This is a genomic window from Cupriavidus sp. FW305-46, from assembly GCF_058787075.1.
Genome location: NZ_JBYSZI010000005.1, coordinates 71,638 through 89,844 on the forward strand (window position 1 = coordinate 71,638; position 18,207 = coordinate 89,844).

General features: G+C 67.8%; 15 protein-coding genes and 1 tRNA gene. 6 read left to right on the top strand and 10 right to left on the bottom strand.

What is annotated here, in order from left to right:
* Window positions 1-5: 5 nt before the first annotated feature.
* Window positions 6-926 carry an alpha/beta hydrolase gene (locus tag AC3WON_RS03815; RefSeq protein WP_492351182.1) on the bottom strand — a complete coding sequence of 307 codons (921 nt, stop codon included), beginning with the start codon at window positions 924-926 and terminating at the stop codon, window positions 6-8.
* Between the two features lie 150 nt (window positions 927-1,076).
* Between AC3WON_RS03815 and AC3WON_RS03820 the strand changes: the two genes are divergently transcribed.
* The 6 genes from AC3WON_RS03820 to AC3WON_RS03845 all read left to right on the top strand — a co-directional run bounded on the left by AC3WON_RS03820 (window position 1,077) and on the right by AC3WON_RS03845 (window position 8,225).
* Window positions 1,077-1,161: transfer RNA gene (locus tag AC3WON_RS03820), tRNA-Leu, on the top strand.
* Window positions 1,162-1,355: 194 nt separating this feature from the next.
* Window positions 1,356-2,099: a metalloprotease LoiP gene (gene loiP, locus AC3WON_RS03825; protein WP_010814953.1), complete on the top strand. Its 744-nt coding sequence runs from the start codon at window positions 1,356-1,358 to the stop codon at window positions 2,097-2,099.
* Window positions 2,100-2,582: 483 nt separating this feature from the next.
* A complete protein-coding gene (gene aspT / locus AC3WON_RS03830) occupies window positions 2,583-4,268 on the top strand; it encodes an aspartate-alanine antiporter (RefSeq protein WP_492351183.1) in 1,686 nt (561 codons plus the stop codon).
* Window positions 4,269-4,363: 95 nt separating this feature from the next.
* On the top strand, window positions 4,364-5,989 hold the full coding sequence (locus AC3WON_RS03835) for a bifunctional aspartate transaminase/aspartate 4-decarboxylase (RefSeq protein ID WP_492319682.1): 1,626 nt from the start codon (window positions 4,364-4,366) through the stop codon (window positions 5,987-5,989).
* A 273-nt stretch (window positions 5,990-6,262) separates the two neighbouring features.
* Window positions 6,263-7,276 (top strand): GntT/GntP/DsdX family permease, encoded by a 1,014-nt coding sequence (locus AC3WON_RS03840; RefSeq protein WP_492351184.1) that lies wholly within the window; start codon window positions 6,263-6,265, stop codon window positions 7,274-7,276.
* A gap of 40 nt (window positions 7,277-7,316) precedes the next feature.
* The gene (locus AC3WON_RS03845) at window positions 7,317-8,225 is read left to right on the top strand and encodes an SMP-30/gluconolactonase/LRE family protein (protein ID WP_492351185.1); all 909 of its coding nucleotides are present in this window, start codon (window positions 7,317-7,319) and stop codon (window positions 8,223-8,225) included.
* 42 nt (window positions 8,226-8,267) lie between these two features.
* Here the strand turns inward: AC3WON_RS03845 and hutG are convergent, their stop codons facing one another.
* The 9 genes from hutG to AC3WON_RS03890 all read right to left on the bottom strand — a co-directional run bounded on the left by hutG (window position 8,268) and on the right by AC3WON_RS03890 (window position 18,180).
* Window positions 8,268-9,080, bottom strand: a complete 813-nt coding sequence (hutG, locus tag AC3WON_RS03850; RefSeq protein ID WP_492351186.1) for an N-formylglutamate deformylase — start codon at window positions 9,078-9,080, stop codon at window positions 8,268-8,270.
* 32 nt (window positions 9,081-9,112) lie between these two features.
* A complete protein-coding gene (locus tag AC3WON_RS03855) occupies window positions 9,113-10,519 on the bottom strand; it encodes a formimidoylglutamate deiminase (protein WP_492319678.1) in 1,407 nt (468 codons plus the stop codon).
* Window positions 10,516-11,769 (bottom strand): imidazolonepropionase, encoded by a 1,254-nt coding sequence (gene hutI / locus AC3WON_RS03860; protein WP_492319677.1) that lies wholly within the window; start codon window positions 11,767-11,769, stop codon window positions 10,516-10,518. Before hutI ends, AC3WON_RS03855 begins: the two co-directional genes overlap by 4 nt.
* Window positions 11,766-12,368, bottom strand: coding sequence for a HutD/Ves family protein (locus AC3WON_RS03865; RefSeq protein WP_492351187.1), 603 nt, complete (start codon window positions 12,366-12,368; stop codon window positions 11,766-11,768). Before AC3WON_RS03865 ends, hutI begins: the two co-directional genes overlap by 4 nt.
* Window positions 12,365-14,065 carry a urocanate hydratase gene (gene hutU / locus AC3WON_RS03870; protein ID WP_492319675.1) on the bottom strand — a complete coding sequence of 567 codons (1,701 nt, stop codon included), beginning with the start codon at window positions 14,063-14,065 and terminating at the stop codon, window positions 12,365-12,367. The genes AC3WON_RS03865 and hutU overlap by 4 nt, the downstream gene beginning before the upstream one ends.
* Window positions 14,066-14,116: 51 nt before the next feature.
* A complete protein-coding gene (gene hutH / locus AC3WON_RS03875) occupies window positions 14,117-15,694 on the bottom strand; it encodes a histidine ammonia-lyase (protein ID WP_492351188.1) in 1,578 nt (525 codons plus the stop codon).
* Between the two features lie 62 nt (window positions 15,695-15,756).
* A complete protein-coding gene (hutC, locus tag AC3WON_RS03880; RefSeq protein WP_492319673.1) occupies window positions 15,757-16,518 on the bottom strand; it encodes a histidine utilization transcriptional repressor HutC in 762 nt (253 codons plus the stop codon).
* A 16-nt stretch (window positions 16,519-16,534) separates the two neighbouring features.
* Window positions 16,535-17,314 carry an ABC transporter ATP-binding protein gene (locus tag AC3WON_RS03885; RefSeq protein WP_010814966.1) on the bottom strand — a complete coding sequence of 260 codons (780 nt, stop codon included), beginning with the start codon at window positions 17,312-17,314 and terminating at the stop codon, window positions 16,535-16,537.
* Window positions 17,311-18,180 carry an ABC transporter permease gene (locus AC3WON_RS03890; protein ID WP_492351189.1) on the bottom strand — a complete coding sequence of 290 codons (870 nt, stop codon included), beginning with the start codon at window positions 18,178-18,180 and terminating at the stop codon, window positions 17,311-17,313. The genes AC3WON_RS03885 and AC3WON_RS03890 overlap by 4 nt, the downstream gene beginning before the upstream one ends.
* Between the last annotated feature and the right edge of the window lie 27 nt (window positions 18,181-18,207).

Below are 18,207 nucleotides of genomic sequence, written 5' to 3' on the forward strand. Positions count from 1 at the left end.
CGCGCTCAGCGCTCCATCAGCCGCAGCACCGCGCGCGTCAGGGCACCGTCCGGGCTGGCAAAGCTGTCCAGCACATTGAAGTGATGGCAGTCCGGCAGCACCAGGTCGCTCGCGGCCGGATGCGCAACCTTGGCCGGCCACGCCGCGCGGATCAGCGCGTGCTGGCGGTGGTATTCGGCGGCCTCGAGTTCCCCCACCGCGATCGCCAGCGGGGCACCGCTGGCCGGCGGCATATACGCGGGCGACAGCCGCGCGACATCGTCTTCAGAGAACCGCAGGTCGCGCTGCAGGAAGGCCGCGCGCCGCAGCGGCTCCATGTCGTACAGCCCGCTGACCGAGAGCCCGCCCTTGACCAGGTCGGCCGGCAGGTCCACGCCCAGCTGCGGCCAGCGCGCGGCCATCAGCATCGCCACCAGGTGGCCGCCGACGGAATGCCCGGCCAGGAAAAGCTTGTCCGGATCATGGCCCAGCCGGTCCGCCTGCCGGTACAGCCAGGCGACGCTGCGCAACACCTGCCGCACGATCTCCGGCACCGTCACCGCGGGCACCAGCGTGTAATTCACCACCGCCACCGACACTCCCAGCGCCGGCAGCGCGCTGGCAACAAAGCTGTGGTCGTGCTTGTCCAGCGCCCGGTAGTAGCCGCCGTGCACGAAGACCAGCAGCGGCGGCAGCGCCCCGTTGGCCCGCTGCGCGGGGAAGTAGTCCAGCGTCTCGCCCTGCGCATGGCGCGAGTCCTCGCCGGCATAGCTCAGGTCCGCCAGATAACGGCTGCGTGCGCGCACCCCGGCGGACCACTGCGCCCAGCGCGCCATATGCACGGCGTTGTCCGGCACATTGGCGCGGTTGTTGTATTCCCGGTCGTAGAAGCCGGGGTCCTGCGAAGGCAGGCTGGCGAGGCGCGCCAGCGAAGCTTGGTCGGTCATGGCGGTTCGGGAGTGATCGGGACGATGGGCGTGTGAGAAGCTGGGCGCCATGCTACCGGATTTGCGCGGCCCCGCGCCGGTTGTCCGACGACGGGATTTCCGGCATAATCGCCGGCTCAGCAAGGTACCGGTTCCGGTGCCCTACACCCTGCCCGGGTGGTGAAACAGGTAGACGCAGGGGACTCAAAATCCCCCGCCGCAAGGCGTGTCGGTTCGAGTCCGACCCCGGGCACCATCAGCTTCTTCCCGACTTGTTCCCAGCATTGCCTCCGTGGTGCCATCCCGGCCGCGGGTCGGCGCACGCCTCCTGGCCTCGGACGTGCCCTGCCAGCCACTTTGCCTGAGCGCCTGTCGGACGGCGCCCACTGGCGCGCCCTCGCCCGGCTTCCTATCCTATGGCATTGCCAACCCCCGTTCCCGGAGCGAACCATGAAGCGACTCGCCCTTTCCGCCCTCGCCTGTTCCGCGCTGCTGGCCGGCTGTGCCGGCGCCAATATGGAAAGCCTGACGCAGGCCGGCGGCAGCCTCTTTACCGCCGCGACGCTGTCGGACAGCAACGTCAAGATGCTGTCCGACCAGTCCTGCGCGGAAATGGACCAGAAGAACACCATCGCGCCGGCGGACAGCACCTACGCCAAGCGCCTGGCCAATGTGATGAGCGGGCTGGGCAACACCGGGCTGCCACTCAATGCCAAGGTGTATGTGACCAAGGACGTCAATGCCTGGGCCATGGCCAACGGTTGCGTGCGGGTCTACAGCGGCCTGATGGACCTGCTCAGCGACGATGAAGTGCGTGGCGTGGTGGGCCATGAAATCGGCCATGTGTCGCTGGGCCATACCAAGGCCGCGATGCAGGTGGCCTACACCACGGCTGCGGCGCGCGGGCTGCTGGGGTCGACTGGCGTGGCTTCGCTGACGGCGCTGTCGTCGTCGCAGATCGGCGCGCTCGCCGAGCAGTTCGTCAATGCGCAGTTCTCGCAGCGGCAGGAAACCGCGGCCGACGACTATTCGTTCGACCTGCTGACCAAAAACGGCGCCAACCGCCAGGCCCTGGCATCGGCGTTCCGCAAGATGTCGACCCTCGATGGCGGACAGTCGAGCATGCTCAGCTCGCACCCGGGATCGCTGGAGCGCGCCAAGCATATCGAAGCCCGCCTGGCCGGCGGGCGCTGACAGCGGCGCATTTGCCCTTGCCGCCGCACCCGTTCGGGTGAGGCGGCACCTCCCTCCCGACTGCCCCGCTTCACTTCCCTCGCGCACCGCTCCCGACACCGCTTCCACACTCGCGCCGTCATGCGCGCGGCGTGTTGACTGCGCTTAATTCGCCGACAAAAGCTTTCACTACGCTGTTCGGAAACCGGCGGGGATAATGCCTCACGCTGCATTAACGCGGTTGATGCGGTCGCGCCACTGCATGCGCGATCCGCGGCGCCAACGCCTGCCAGCTGCGGTGTGCGCGCCGCCACCGTGATTGCCGTGATCGCCATGATCACCTTCATGCCCGAAGGACACGCCGCCGCGCCATGGACATGCCCCGCCTCCGCTCGCCCCGCACCCGTAGTCCTGCGCTGCCCCGTCCTGCCCCGAATTTCCGCCACCCCCGCAATCCGATGCAACGACTCACCCAACCCGCATCACTCGCTTCAGGAGCCTTCGATGGAATGGTTGCATGAGATTTTCCAGAAGTCGCCGGAATCGGCGCTGTTCCTAGCGCTGTCGGTCGGCTACGCCATCGGCAAGATCACCTTCGGGCGCTTCCAGCTGGGCGGCGTGGCTGGCTCGCTGCTCGCCGCGGTGGTGATCAGCCAGGTCGGCGTCGAGATCGACAACGGCGTCAAGGCCGTGATGTTCGCGGTGTTCATCTACGCCGTGGGCTATGAAAGCGGCCCGCAGTTCTTCAACTCGCTGAACCGCAGCTCGCTGCGCGAGATCGCCATGGCGGTGTTCATGGCGATGTGCGGCCTGGTCACGGTGGTGGTGCTGGCCAGGCTGTTCCACCTCGACAAGGGCCTGGCGGCTGGCCTGGCCGCCGGCGGCATGACCCAGTCGGCGATCATCGGCACCGCAGGTGACGCCATCACCAAGCTGGGCTTGCCGCCCGACCAGGTCAAGACGATGCAGGCCAATGTGGCAATCGGCTATGCCGTGACCTATGTGTTCGGCTCGCTGGGTGCGATCATCGTGTGCGTGAACATTCTGCCGCGCTTCATGAAGTCGGACCTGAAGACCGACGCCAAGAAGATGGAAGCCCAGCTCAGCGGCGGCCTGCCGCAATATGGCCCGGGCCAGCGCGGCGCGCTGCCGCGCCTGGTGGGCCGGCTGTACCGCGTGAACGATGCCTCCGGCAAGACCGTCTCGCAGCTAGAGATCGGCGGCGAGGACCTGGTGACCGTGGAGAAGGTGCAGCGCGGCGGCAAGCAGATCGAAGTCACGCAGGACCTGGTGTTGCAGCACGACGACCTGGTACTGCTGGTCGGTCGCCGCGATGCGATCGTGCCGACGGCCGCGCAGATCGGCGTGGAAGTGGCCGATGCCGACGGTATGGGCGCGGTGATGCAGTCGCGCAACGTGGTGTTCACCGCCAAGGGCATGAACAACAAGACCGTGGCCGAGATCGTCGACACTGTCGGCCGCGACATGCGCCACGGCGTGTATATCGAGCGCATCGAGCGCTTCGACCATCCGCTGCCGCTGCTGCCGGACCTCAAGCTGCAGCACGGCGACATCATCACGCTGTACGGCACCCCCGCCGACACCAAGCGTGCCGCGCAGACCGCCGGCTATGAGCTGGTGCCCAGCGAGAAGACGGACTTCGTCTACTTCGGCGCCGGGGTGCTGGTGGGCCTGCTGATCGGCCTGCTGGTGTGGCGTGTGGGCTCGATCCCGCTGACGCTCGGCGCCGGCGGCGGCGCGCTGTTGTCGGGCCTGGTGTTTGGCTGGGCGCGGTCCAAGCACAAGATGTTCGGCGCGATGCCGACCGCGGCGTGCCAGCTGCTGAAGGACTTCGGGCTGGCCGCGTTCGTGGCCATCGTCGGCATCAACTCCGGCCTGCAGGCGGTGACCACGCTGCGCCAGAGCGGGCTGACCATCTTCCTGCTGGGCGCGGTGGTGACGCTGCTGCCGCTGTTCCTGACCATGCTGTTCGGCCGCTACGTGCTGAAGTACGACAACGCCGCCGTGCTGGCTGGCGCGCTGTCAGGCTCGCGCAGTGCCAACCCGGCCTTCGGCGGCATCCTGGACAAGGCCGAAAGCCCGGTGCCGACGGTGCCGTTCGCCATCACCTACGCCCTGGCCAACGTGCTGCTGACGCTGCTGGGGCCACTGGTGGTCGGGCTCGTCTAGCGCGCGTTTCCTTCGATATCTCTCCTGCTGCGCGGGTCTTCCCTCTCCCCCCGGCCCGCCAGCCCTACCGACAAGCGTCCACACAGGAGCAAGCCATGAGCAAGTTCGATATCTCCAAGCTGTCCAGCCTCTCCCCCTTCGAGCTGAAGGACGAGCTGATCAAGCTGGCCAGCAGCGACGCGGAACGCCTGATGCTGAACGCCGGCCGCGGCAACCCCAACTTTCTCGCCACCGTGCCGCGCCACGGCTTCTGGCAACTGGGCCTGTTTGCCATGCGCGAGTCCGAGCGCTCGTTCTCCTACATGCCCGAGGGCGTGGGCGGCTTCCCGCGCCGCGAAGGCATCGAGGAACGCTTCAACCTGTTTGCGCGCGAGTTTGCCGACACCCCGGGGGTGAAGTTCCTGGCCGGCGCGGTGTCGTATGTGCGCGACCAGCTCGGCCTGAGCGCGGGAGATTTCCTCTATGAAATGTGCGAAGGCATCCTGGCCTGCAACTACCCGGTGCCGGACCGCATGCTGAAGCTGTCTGAGGTCGTGGTCGGCCAGTACATCCGCAAGGAGATGATCGGCGACCATCCGTTCATCGGCGATTTCGACCTGTTCGCGGTTGAAGGCGGCACCGCGGCGATGACCTACCTGTTCAACTCCATTCGCGAGAACCACCTGCTCAAGGCCGGCGACACCATCGCGCTGGGCATGCCGATCTTCACGCCGTATATCGAGATCCCGGAACTGAACGACTACCAGCTGGTGGAAGTGTCGGTCAATGCCGATCCCGAGTCGCACTGGCAGTATTCGAAGAAGGAGCTCGACAAGCTGCGCGACCCCAAGGTCAAGGCCTTCTTCCTGGTCAACCCGAGCAACCCGCCCTCGGTGCGCATGAGCGACGAAAGCCTGGAGTACCTGGCCTCGATCGTCAAGGAGCGCCCGGACCTGATCATCCTGACCGACGACGTCTACGGCACCTTTGCCGACAACTTCGTCTCGCTGTTCGCGATGTGCCCGAAGAATACCATCCTGGTGTACTCGTTCTCCAAGTACTTCGGCGCGACCGGCTGGCGCCTGGGCGTGATCGCCACGCACCGCGACAATATCTTCGACCTGCAGATCGGCAAGCTGCCCGACGCGCAACGCCAGCAACTGAACCAGCGCTACAGCTCGATCACCACCGAGCCGCAGAAGCTCAAGTTCATCGACCGCCTGGTGGCCGACAGCCGCACGGTGGCGCTGAACCACACGGCCGGCCTGTCGACCCCGCAGCAGGTGCAGATGGTGCTGTTCTCGCTGTTCTCGCTGATGGATACGCCGGACAACTACAAGAATGCGATGAAGCGGCTGATCCGCAGCCGCAAGGCCGCGCTGTACCGCGAGATCGGCATCGCGCCGGAAAGCGACGACCCGAATGCCGTGGACTACTACACGCTGCTCGATATCGAGCAGCTGGGCGGCAAGGCGATCGGTCCGGACTTCGTCAAATGGGTGATGAACTCGGTCGAGCCGAACGAACTGCTGTTCCAGCTGGCCGATGAGGCAGGCGTGGTGCTGCTGCCGGGCCGCGGCTTCGGCACGCGCCACCCGTCAGGGCGGGTGTCGCTGGCCAACCTGAATGAAGCTGACTACGCCAAGATCGGGCGCTCGATCCGCAAGTTGTTCGAAGCGTATGTGGAGAAGTACAACGCGGCGACGGGGAGCAAGGCCGACAAGAATGTCGTGAAGAAATAGGCCTTCGCTGGCGTGGCTCGCAGCCCGGCTTCAGGCCGGGCTTTTTTTGTTCAGTGTTGCGTTATGTCGGGGCCGAGGTGCGATCAAACCCTCAAGCGGATCCTGCGCCCGATAACGCCGCAGCGTTTTCCAGAATCCCCAAGCGATAACCTGAGGTAAAGCGGAGATTCGATCATTTGATTAGAAGCATATTCCGGCCATTGCTATAGTTGTCTCCACTTTCCTGCGCGCTGGCCATTGGCCCTGCAGCAGGCTCAAGCCGCATTCTGGTTCATGATGCTGATGCCGCTGGTCTACGGGCTCACGCGCACCCGCGGCATTCCGCTGGTGGTGATTGGCCTGCCGGTGTGCGCGGTGTTGCTGGTGGTGCATGCCCTGCTGCCGCCGCACCCGGGCATGGTGGCAGTGGCCGGAGAACTCGGCATCGAGATCGGTCGCCTGCTGCTGATCGGCCTGCCGGTCGCGCTGGTCACTGGCCTCGTGACTTTCCTGGCATCGCAGCGAGTGACCAGGCGGCCGTTCCAGATGGCAGCCGATATCGCCGCCGAAACGGGCCAGGTCACAGGCAGCGCGCCAAAGGTCCATGCGGCATCCGCCAGTCTGGGCAGCGGCGTGCCGCCAGGCGCCCGTCTCGTCGCCGGGCTGATCGCGCTGCCGATCGTGCTGATCCTGGCCGGGACGCTGGCCCAGTTGCTGTTGCCGCAAGACTTCTTCGGGCGCTCGGCGCTGATATTTCTCGGCATCCCGTACGTCGCGCTGTTGCTGGGCCTGATGCTCTGTGCCTACCTGCTTGGCATCCGTCGCGGCGCGCCGCTGGCGACGGTGTCCGAGGTGGCCGGCGCCGCCATCCCGACCGTATCGGTGGTGATCCTGATCACCGGCGCCGGCGGCGCTTTCGCCAAGATCCTGGTGTCGACCGGAATCGGCCCCGCGCTGGCGACGTCGCTGCAGTCTTCGGGTCTGCCGCTGGCCGTCCTCGCGTTCCTGCTGGCGATGCTGTGGCGCGCGGCACAGGGGCCCACCACCGTAGCGCTGATGACCACTGCCGGCATCATCGCCCCGCTGGTCAAGCAGGCATCGCTCGGCCCCAACCATCTGGCCCTGATCGGCCTGGCGATGGGAGCGGGCGGCATGGCGGTCTCCCATGTCAACGATGCGGGCTTCTGGATCGTGACCCGGATGCTGGGCCTGAGCGTCGGTGATGGACTAAGGAGCTGGACGGTGCTGACGACGCTTGCCGGTATCGCAGCCCTTGGCCTGGTCCTCTTGCTGTGGCAGTTCGTGTAAAGACCGCCTGGGTGTCTTTGCAACGGGATAAAGGAAGACCATGGATACAGTCCAGATATTCGATGAGCGCGCACGCGAGCTGCCGCTGGCGGGCGAACGGCTCGAGCAACTGGCACGCGGGGCGACCTGGAGCGAGGGGGCGGTATGGTTGCCTGACGAAGATGCGGTGCTGTGGAGCGACATCCCCAACGACCGCATCCTGCGCTGGAGCGCCGCGGATGGCATGTCGGTCTGGCGCGCTGGCGCCGAGTTCACCAACGGCCACGCCCTGGAAGCGGACGGCTCGCTGCTGCATTGCTCGCACGGACAGCGGGCCATCGTGCGGACGCATCGCAGCGGTGCCCGCCAGGGCGAAGACGAACTGGTCGTCAGCCACTATCAGGGGCGGCGCCTGAATTCGCCCAACGACATCGTGGTCAAGCGCGATGGCACCCTGTGGTTCACCGATCCGCCGTATGGGATCCTGTCGGACCGCGAAGGCCACCGGGCCGATCCCGAGCTGCGGCACAACTATGTGTTTCGCTACGATCCCGCCGTCGGTGCGCTGGAAGTCGCCAGCGACTTTATAGAAGAGCCGAACGGGCTGGCATTCTCGCCCGATGAAGACGTGCTCTATGTCTCCGATACCTCGGCGGCATTGCGCGACGATGGTCATCACCACATCATCGCCTTCGACGTCGTTGCGGGGCGGGTGCTGGCCAACCCGCGGGTCTTCGCCGTCATCGCGCCCGGGCTGCCGGACGGATTTCGCGTGGACCGGCGCGGCTGGCTCTTTGCCAGCAGCGCCAGCGGCGTGCAGGTTTTCCATCCGGACGGGACGCGGCTGGCGCATATTCCCGTGCCGGAGAAGGTCGGCAACCTCACCTTCGGCGGCGCCGAGGGCAATGCCTTGTTCATCGCCGCCAGCACTTCGCTCTACCGCCTGCGGCTTGGTCAGCGCTTGGCGTGAGCTGGCAGCGCTGCGCGGCAGCCATCGTGCCGCGCCAGCGCCCTAGCGCGTTTCGACGAACTCAAGCACCGTCGCCAGCATCCCTCGCAAAGCCGGCTGCAATGCCACCGCACGCGCCTCGTCGTAGGCGAACGGATACGTCTCGCTCATGTAGGCGACCTGCGACAGCTCGAGCTGCACCGCGTGCACGCCGTCCTGCGGCTTGCCGTATTGGCGCGTGATATAGCCGCCCTTGAAGCGCCCGTTGAGCACCGCGGTATGGCCGGCCACCGCGCCGGCCTGCTCGAGCAGCTGGTCCGCAAGCGACGCGTCGCAACTCTCGCCGTTGGCCGTGCCGAGGTTGAAGTCCGGCAGCCTGCCTTCGAAGAAGCGCGGCAGCACCGAGCGGATCGAATGCGCATCCCACAGCGCGATGGTGCCGTGCTCCGCCTTCAGGCGGGCCAGTTCCGCGGCCAGCGCCTGGTGGTACGGGCGCCAGATCGCATCGCGGCGTGCGGCGATTTCCGCATCGTCGGGGCCGTTGCCGTCGGCGTACAGCGGCGTCTTGTCGAAGGTGTCGACCGGGCACAGGCCCGTGGTGTCCTGGCCGGGATACAGGTTGGCGTTATCGGGCGGGCGGTTCAGGTCGACCACGTAGCGCGAATGCGTGGCCACCAGCACCGACGCACCCAGCTCGCGGGCGAAGCTGTAGAGGCGTTCCAGGTGCCAGTCGGTGTCGGGCACGGTGCGCGCTTCGGCCGTCAGGCGCTGCGAGACCGAAGCCGGCAGGTGCGTGCCGACGTGCGGCATCGATACCAGCAACGGGCGCGTGCCGCGATGCAGGGTGAAGGCGGGGGTATCGGTGGAGAAGGACATTGTCTTTGCGATGCAGTGGGCGTAGCCCGGTTTCAGTCGGCCAGCAGGCCGGCGCGCGCCGCGATGAACAGGCGCCCCGCATCCGCCTGCAGCGGATGCGCGCCATGCTGCACGCGGCTGCGTCCGGCGGTGCGGACATCCGCTAGTGTCTCATGACCGTGGCAGGCAAACACATGGGTGGCCAGCGCCTGCGGCCCGTCGAGGCCCGCCAGCGTCGGATGCGCGCCATCCAGCACCACGAAATCGGCCTGCTGCCCTGGCACAAGCCCCGCCACGGCGCGGCCGCTGGCACGCGTGCCACCAGCCACGGCTTCGAGATACAGCCGGTCAGCCACCTGTGCATGCGTGTCGGACGCCAGCACATTGCGCCGCTGCAGGCCGAGCCGCTGGCCGTATTCGAACAAGCGCAGCTCCTCGGCCACGCTGACGCTGGCATGGCTGTCGGAGCCGATGCCCCATGCGCCCTGCTGCGCCAGGTAGGGCGCGGCCTCGAACACGCCGTCGCCCAGGTTGGCCTCGGTGGTCGGGCAGATGCCGGCCACCGCGCCGCTGTGCGCCAGGCGCCGGCGCTCGTCCCAGTCCATATGGGTGGCGTGCACCAGGCACCAGCGCGCGTCGACCTGTACATGGTCGAACAGCCACGTCACCGGGCGCGTGCCCGACCACGCGATGCAGTCGTCGACCTCTTTCTGCTGCTCGGCGATATGGATATGGATGGGCGCCTGCGGATCGATCGCCTGCAGTCCCGCCAGTGCGTGCGCGAGGCTTTCCTCCGGCACCGCGCGCAGCGAGTGCGGTGCCAGCCCCAGCCGCGCGCCGGACTGCGCGCACGCGGGAGCCAGCCGTTCCAGCAGCCGCAGCATCGCGTCGGTGTCGTGCAGGAAGCGGCGCTGCTCGGCCAGCGGCGGCTTGCCGCCAAAGCCGGCGGTCTGGTACAGCACCGGCAGCAGCGTCATGCCGATGCCGGTGCGCTGCGCCGCGCGCAGCAGCCGCAGCGACATCTCGGCGGCATCGGCATAGGGCTTGCCGCCGGCATCGTGATGGACGTAGTGGAACTCGCACACGCTGGTGTAGCCCGCCCGCAGCATCTCGATATAAAGCTGGGTGGCAATGGCCTCCAGCGTGTCCGGCGAGAGCCGCTGCGCGAAGCGGTACATCAGCGTGCGCCAGCTCCAGAATGAATCGGCGCCAGCCGGATCGTCGCCCTGCGGGCGGCTTCGGAATTCCGTCAGGCCGGCAAAGCCGCGCTGGAACGCATGCGAGTGCAGGTTGGGCATGCCGGGCAGCACGGGACCGGCCGCATGCGGCACGCCTGCACCCGGCAGTACGCCGGTCTGCACGGTGGTGAAGCGGCCCTGCTCATCCCAGGCCAGCAGCACATCGCGCGCCCAGCCGGTTGGCAGCAGCGCAAACGGAGCGAAGAGTTGCGTGCCGCTCATGCCGAGGCTCCTTCGTGCGCATGCACACGCCCTTGCCGCACCACCGTCGCGACCGGGTTGCGGCCGAACCAGTACGCCAGCTCGGCGGGCGAATCGATGCGCCACAGCGCGAAGTCGGCCACGCGCCCCGCTTCCAGCCGCCCGTGGCGATCCGATGCGCCCAGCGCACGCGCGGCGTGCCCGGTCACGCCGGCAAGCGCTTCGGGCACGGTCAGGCGGAACAGGGTGCAGGCCATATTCATCATCAGCAGCAGCGAAGTGACCGGCGACGTGCCCGGATTGTGATCGGTCGAGATTGCCATCGGCACGCCGTACTGGCGCAGCAGCGCGATCGGCGGCAGGTTGGTGTCGCGCAGGAAATAGTAGGCGCCGGGCAGCAGCACCGCCACCGTGCCGGCCTCCGCCATCGCCGCGACGCCGGCCTCGTCGAGATGCTCGAGGTGATCGGCGGACAAGGCGCGGTGGCGAGCGGCGAGCGCGGCGCCGCCGAGGTTGCTCAGTTGCTCGGCATGCAGCTTGACGCGCACGCCATGGCGCGCCGCCGCCTCGAACACGCGCCCGGTCTGCGCAATCGAAAAGCCGATCGATTCGCAGAAGGCATCGACGGCGTCGACCAGCCCTTCGTCGGACAGTGCCGGCAGCATGGTGTTGCAGACCAGGTCGATGTAGTCATCGGCACGGCCCGCGTATTCCGGCGGCAATGCATGCGCGCCCAGGAAGGTGGTGTGGACCGAGACGCCAAAGTGCTCGCCAAGCCGGCGCGCCACGCGCAGCTGCTTGCGCTCGGCTTCAAGGTTCAGCCCGTAGCCCGACTTGATCTCGATGGCGGTGACGCCCTCGGCCAGCAGCGGCTGCAGGCGCGCGGCGGCCTGGGCAAACAGCGTGTCTTCATCTGCGGCACGCGTGGCGCGCACGGTCGAGACGATGCCGCCGCCGGCGCGCGCAATCTCTTCGTAGCCGGCGCCGGCCAGCCGCATCGCGAACTCGTCGGCGCGCTGGCCGCCGTAGACCAGGTGCGTATGGCAGTCGACCAGCCCGGGCGTGATCCATGCCCCGTGGGCATCATGGCGCGCCGCGCCGCGATAGGCGTCGGGCAGGTCCGCGGCGGCGCCCAGCCAGGCGATGCGCCCATGCTCCACCACCAGCGCGGCATCGGGGATCGCGTGCGCCGGATCGGCATCGGGCAGCAGGTGGCAGTTGTGCCAGACGCCGTCCGCGCTGGGCGCGGACGATACAGAGGGTAGCGTCATTGACCGGGCTCCGTCTCAAGGGTGACGCACAGGCACAGGGCCGCGTCGCCCACAGGTTCAAACGATGGCGTGGATGGGGGTTCCGCAGCGCCGTAGAGCGCCCCTTCGCCCGCTTGCAGCAGCAGGCCGGCATCCTGCGCCTGCCATGCGCCGCTGACGGCCAGCAGGCAGACGGCATGGCCGCCGGCACCAGGCGCAAACCCATGCCGGAACGCCTCGACGCGCGCGCGGCAGTGGCCGCGCCGCGTCATCACATTGAAGTCGCGCGTAACGCCGTCGATCAGCGTCGCCTGCAGGCTGGTATCGCCGGAGAAGGCGAAGGGCTCGCCGATATGTTCAAGGCGGTGGCTGAAGCTGGCGTCGTCCGCACGCAGCGTGACGCCGGCGCCCTCCAGCAGCACGATCTGGCGATCGATGCCGGGGAACGCCGAGAACGGGCCGTCCTGCCCGATATCGGCCACGCTCAGGCGCCACATGAATTCATCCATGCCGGCGCCCGGCGGCCACACCGCGATCTCGCGCGTGTTGCCGCCACCGTTCTTCCAGCGCGTGGGCGCGATCTCGGCCAGCGCGAACCGTTGAAATAGCGTCAGGCTCATGCGCCCTTCACCATCGGCAGGTTCAGGCCCTTCTCGTGCGCGCATTCGATGGCGATGTCATAGCCCGCATCCGCATGACGCATCACGCCGGTGGCCGGGTCGTTCCACAGCACGCGCTCGATGCGCCGGGCCGCGGCATCGGTGCCGTCGCACACGATCACCACGCCCGAATGCTGCGAGAAGCCCATGCCGACGCCGCCGCCATGGTGCAGGCTGACCCAGGTGGCACCGCCCGCGGTGTTCAGCAGCGCGTTGAGCAGCGGCCAGTCCGACACCGCATCCGAGCCGTCGCGCATGGCCTCGGTCTCGCGGTTGGGTGAAGCCACCGAGCCGCAGTCCAGGTGATCGCGGCCGATCACCACCGGCGCCTTCAGCTCGCCAGACTTGACCATCTCGTTGAAGGCCAGGCCGGCGCGGTGGCGTTCGTCCAGACCCACCCAGCAGATGCGCGCGGGCAGGCCCTGGAAGGCGATGCGGTCGTGCGCCATGTCGAGCCAGCGGTGCAGGTGCTTGTCCTCGGGGAACAGCTCCTTCATCTTGGCATCGGTCTTGTAGATATCCTCCGGATCGCCCGACAGCGCGACCCAGCGGAACGGGCCCTTGCCGCGGCAGAACAGCGGACGGATATAGGCCGGCACGAAGCCCGGGAAATCAAAGGCGTTCTTCACGCCCTCGTCGAACGCGACCTGGCGGATATTGTTGCCATAGTCGACCGTCGGCACGCCCATCTTCTGGAAGTCGAGCATGGCCTGGACGTGCTTGACGATGGACGGGCGCGCGGCGGCTTCCACCGACTTGGGATCCTGCGTGCGCGCCGCTTCCCATTGGTCGACAGTCCAACCGGCCGGCAGGTAGCCGTTGACCAGGTCGTGCGCCGAGGTCTGGTCGGTGACGATGTCCGGGCGCATGCCGCCGGCCTGCGCGCGCTTGACCAGCTCCGGCAGGATCTCGGCGGCGTTGCCGAGCAGGCCGACCGAGATCGCTTCCTTCTTCTGCGTGGCCTCGGCGATCATCGCCAGCGCCTCGTCGAGCGTGGTGGCCTTCTTGTCGACATAACGCGTGCGCAGGCGGAAATCGATGCGCGACTCCTGGCACTCGATCGCCAGCACGCAGGCGCCGGCCAGCACGCCCGCCAGCGGCTGCGCGCCGCCCATGCCGCCCAGGCCCGCGGTCAGGATCCACTTGCCCGACAGGTCGCCGTTGTAGTGCTGGCGGCCGGCCTCGACAAAGGTCTCGTAGGTGCCCTGCACGATGCCCTGCGTGCCGATGTAGATCCACGAGCCCGCGGTCATCTGGCCGTACATCATCAGGCCGGCGCGGTCCAGCTCGTTGAACTTGTCCCAGTTGGCCCAGTGCGGCACCAGGTTGGAGTTGGCAATCAGCACGCGCGGCGCATCGGCATGGGTGCGGAACACGCCCACCGGCTTGCCCGACTGCACCAGCAGCGACTCGTCCTCACCCAGGCGGCGCAGGCTGTCCAGGATGGCGTCGAAGCACTCCCAGTTGCGCGCCGCCTTGCCAATGCCACCGTAGACCACCAGGTCCTGCGGGCGCTCGGCCACGTCCGGGTCGAGGTTGTTCTGGATCATGCGGTAGGCGGCTTCGATCAGCCAGTTCTTGCAGTGCAGCTGGCTGCCGCGTGGCGCGCGGATTTCGCGCTGGCCGCGCTGGATGAATTGGTTTTCGTTGGCGTTCATGTCTTGTTCTCCTGCTGCGGGTCTGGTCTGGCAGTGTCGGCGCGGGGCGCGTTACGACAGGTTGGTCGGCAGGATCGCGCGCACGGCATCGGGCCAGCCCGCGCCCGCATCGCCCTGCACCACCCATTGCTTCATCGCTTCGATATCCGGTGCCAGGTAGCGGTCCTCTTCGACAAAGGCCACGCGCGCACGGATGCGGGCGAGTTCCTGCTCCACCAGCGGCGACGACTTCAGCGGGCGGTGGAACTCGATGCCCTGCGCCGCGGCCATGGCCTCGATGCCGACCACCACCGCGGTGTTGGCGGCCATCTCGCCCAGGCGGCGCGCACCGTAGGTGGCCATCGACACATGGTCTTCCTGGTTGGCCGAGGTCGGCAGGCTGTCGACGCTGGACGGATGCGCCAGCGCCTTGTTCTCGGAGGCCAGCGCGGCCGCGGTCACCTGCGCGATCATGAAGCCCGAGTTCAGGCCGCCATCGCGCACCAGGAACGGCGGCAGGCCCGACAGCCCGGTATCGAGCAGCAGCGCCAGGCGGCGTTCGGAAATCGCGCCGATCTCGGCAATCGCCAGCGCGATGATGTCGGCGGCAAAGGCCACCGGCTCGGCGTGGAAGTTGCCGCCCGAGACCACGTCGCCCTGCGCGGAGAACACCAGCGGGTTGTCCGAGGCGGCGTTGGACTCGATCTGCAGGATGCGCGCGGCGTGCTGCAGGTTGTCCAGGCACGCGCCCATCACCTGCGGCTGGCAGCGGATCGAGTACGGGTCCTGCACGCGGCCGCAGGTCTTGTGCGAGTCGACGATCTCGCTGCCGTCCAGCATCGCGCGCACTGAGCCGGCCACGGCGATCTGGCCGGCCTGGCCGCGCGCCTCATGGATGCGGGCGTCGAACGGCTTGACCGAGCCCTTGATCGCTTCCAGCGACAGCGCGCCCGCCACCAGCCCGGCGGCAAAGGCGTCTTCGGCGGCGAACAGGCCGGCCAGCGCCAGCGCGGTCGACACCTGGGTGCCGTTGAGCAGCGCCAGGCCTTCCTTGGGGCCCAGCTCGAAGGCCTGCAGGCCGGCGTGCGCCAGGCCCTCGGCGGCAGGCACGCGCTTGCCGTCGACCAGCACCTCGCCCACGCCGATCAGCGTGCACGACATATGCGCCAGCGGCGCCAGGTCGCCCGAGGCGCCCACCGACCCCTTGGCCGGGATGCACGGCGTCACGCCGTGGTTGGCCAGCGCCAGCAGCGCCTCGATCAGTTCCGGCCGCACGCCCGAATGGCCGCGCGCCAGGCTCACGGCCTTGATCGCCAGGATCAGGCGCACGGTGTCTTCGGCCAGGTCCGGGCCAGTGCCGACGCTGTGCGACAGCACCAGGTTGCGCTGCAGCTGGGCCAGCTTGTCGTGCGGGATGCGGCTCTGCGCCAGCTTGCCGAAGCCGGTGTTGATGCCGTAGACCACGGCGTCGGCGTCGATGATGTCCTGCACCGTGGCCTGCGCGGCGCGCACGCCGGCCCAGGCCGATTCGGCCATGGCCAGGCGCACCTCGCCGCGGTAGATGCGGCGCAGGTCGGCCAGGGTGACTTGGCCCGGCTGCAGGGTCAGCAGCGGGCGGGAAGCTTGGTCGTCGTGTTGGCTGGCGCTCATTTGTATGTTCCTGTCTATACAGCTTAGAGTAAAAGTTGGACCGTGCGGCCGGATCTTGTGATTCAGCCGAAAGCAGGGTTGCCGTCGGCGCGGAAGCGGCTGCCGAGGCGGTAGCGGTTGCCCGGATGCAGGCAGCGCACGAAAGTCACCGGCACGCCGTTGGTCCAGGTGCGGCGCGTCAGCATCAGGCAAGGTTGCGTGGCCGGCATTTCCAGTTGCGCGGCCTGCTCCGGCGTGGCGGCAATGGCATCGACCACGTGCTCTACCTGATCGTAGGGCACATGGCGCAGCAGGTATTCGCCGGGCTGGGTCTCGCTGAAATCCTGGCCGATGAAGTCCGGCGCCACGCGCGGGTTGACGTAGCGGTCCTCCAGCTGCACCGGCACGCCGTCCTCGCGATGCACGCAGACCGAGTGGTACACCGATTCGCCGGTGCGCAGCTCCAGCGCGGCGGCCACCTCGATCGAGGCCGAGACGCGCTCAACCAGGATCACGTCGCAGGCATAGTCATGGCCGCGCATGCGGATCTCGTCCTGCAGGTTGACCACGGACAGCAGCGTCGACTGCGGCTTGTGCTCCGCCACGAAGGTGCCCACGCCGGCCACCCGCACCACCCGGCCCTGCTCCTGCAGCTCGCGCAGCGCCCGGTTGACGGTCATGCGCGAGACGCTGAAGCGGTTCACCAGCTCCTGCTCCGACGGCACCCGGTCGCCCGGCTGCCACGCGCCGCTCTGGATCTGGCGGGCGATGTACTCCTTCACCTGCTGGTAGAGCGCGGTGGGAGAGGCAGAAGCGGAAGAAGCGGTGCCGGCGGCGTGGTTCATGGCGTTGGTTGGATGCCTAGTGCTCGGCCGAGGCCATGGCCTCGGCGCGGATCTCCTCGGTCAGCCGCGCCTTGAGCGCGGAGAACTCCGGAGTGGTCTTGACGGTGTAGTGGCGCGGATGCGGGAAATCCACCGCGATCTCGCTTTTGATCCGACCCGGCCTGGCAGAAAACACCGCCACCCGGTTGGCCATGAAAATGGCCTCGTCGATATCATGGGTCACGAATAATACCGTCTTGCGCGACGCCTCCCATATTCCCAGCAGCAACTCCTGCATCAGCACCCGGGTCTGGTTGTCGAGCGCGCCGAACGGTTCGTCGAGCAGCAGGATCTTGGGATCGTTGGCCAGCGCGCGCGCAATCGCGGTGCGCTGCTGCATGCCGCCCGACAGCTGCTTGGGGAAATGGTGCTCGAAGCCGCGCAGTCCCACGCGCTGGATAAAGAAGTCGCTGCGCTCCTTCTGCTCGGCCGCGCTCATGCCGCGCTCGCGCAAGCCGAAGCGCACGTTCTGCTCGATCGTCAGCCACGGGAACAGTGTGTACGACTGGAATACCATGCCGCGGTCCGCGCCGGGGGCGGACACCGGCTGGCCGTCGAGCAGCACGCGGCCGCTGGAGGGTGTATCCAGCCCTGCGACGATGCGCAGCAGCGTGGACTTGCCGCAGCCCGAAGGCCCGAGGATGGTGACGAAGTCATTGTCGCGGACCTCGAAGTCGACCGGCTGCAGCGCCAGGGTCTGGCCGCCGCGCGGGTTGGAGAAGGTGCGCGAGACCTGCTGGATGGACAGTGCGCTCATTGGATCGAACTCCACGGGAACAGGCGCTGGTTGGCGCGCTTGAAGACAAGGTCCGAGACCAGGCCGATGCAGCCGATCACGATGATGCCGAAGATGATCTGCCCGGTATTGAGCAGCGCCTGGCTGTCGGTGATCATGTGCCCGATGCCCGACGACGAGCCGATCAGCTCGGCCACGATCACGTAGGTCCAGGCCCAGCCCAGCACCAGCCGCAGGATCTCGGCGATCTCGGGCGCGGCGCCGGGGATCAGCACGCGCCGCACGATGCCGGCGCTGTTGGCGCCCAGCGTGTAGGCCGCCTCCACCAGGTCCTTGCGCGCGCCGCCGACGGCGACCGCCACCATCAGCACGATCTGGAAGAACGAGCCGATGAAGATCACCAGCAGCTTCTGGGTCTCGCCGATGCCAGCCCACAGGATCAGCAGCGGGATAAAGGCCGACGCGGGCAGGTAGCGGCAGAACGACACGAAGGGCTCGAAGAACGCCTCGGCCGCCTTGTACGCGCCCATGAAGATGCCCAGCGGCACCGCCAGCACCGCGGCCAGCACGAAGCCGCCGACCACGCGCCACACGGTCATGCCGATGTCGCCGATGAAGTTGTGCTCGGTGAACAGGACGAAGCCCTCTTTGGCCATCGTCATCGGGTCGGCCAGGAACGTGCGCGGCACGAAGCCGCCCAGCGTTACCACGGCCCAGATGCCGAAGAACAGCACGAAGAAGGACAGGCCCAGCATCCAGCGCGTGTTGGGCGCCACCGGCACCAGCGGGGCCAGCCACGGGTGGCGCCGGCGCACCGGCGCCGCCGCTGCGGCAGGGACCGCCGCGGCAGCGGCCGGGGCGGGTGTTCCAAGTCTGGCTTGCGTCATGACGTCACGCCTCCTGAAGACTGTCGG